The organism is Desulfopila sp. IMCC35006, from assembly GCF_005116645.1.
In the GTDB taxonomy this organism is placed as follows: domain Bacteria; phylum Desulfobacterota; class Desulfobulbia; order Desulfobulbales; family Desulfocapsaceae; genus Desulforhopalus_A.
On record NZ_SWCM01000092.1, the window covers coordinates 1 to 250 of the forward strand.

The window sequence follows — 250 nt, forward strand, 5'->3', positions numbered from 1 at the left end:
GTTTTTTCATCATGGTGCTTTGCCACTGCCGGATGATGTACGTAGAGTTCACCGTTTCTCAGACCATGGAACACTTTCTGGGATGTCATCAACGGGCGCTGGAGTACTTTGGTGGTGTACCGACTAACCCATGTTTAACACAGCAAAAATAATATCTAGAAAATATAAACACATACAGCCATTAAATATTTCCAGTGGCACTACATTCGCATTATTTTGCATCAGTTGAACATTTTGCGAAGGCCCACCG

General features: G+C 42.4%; 1 pseudogene. It reads left to right on the forward strand.

Annotated elements, in window-relative coordinates:
- Window positions 1-122: pseudogene (locus tag FCL47_RS25790) on the forward strand (IS21 family transposase); the annotation flags it as partial.
- Window positions 123-250: the final 128 nt, after the last annotated feature.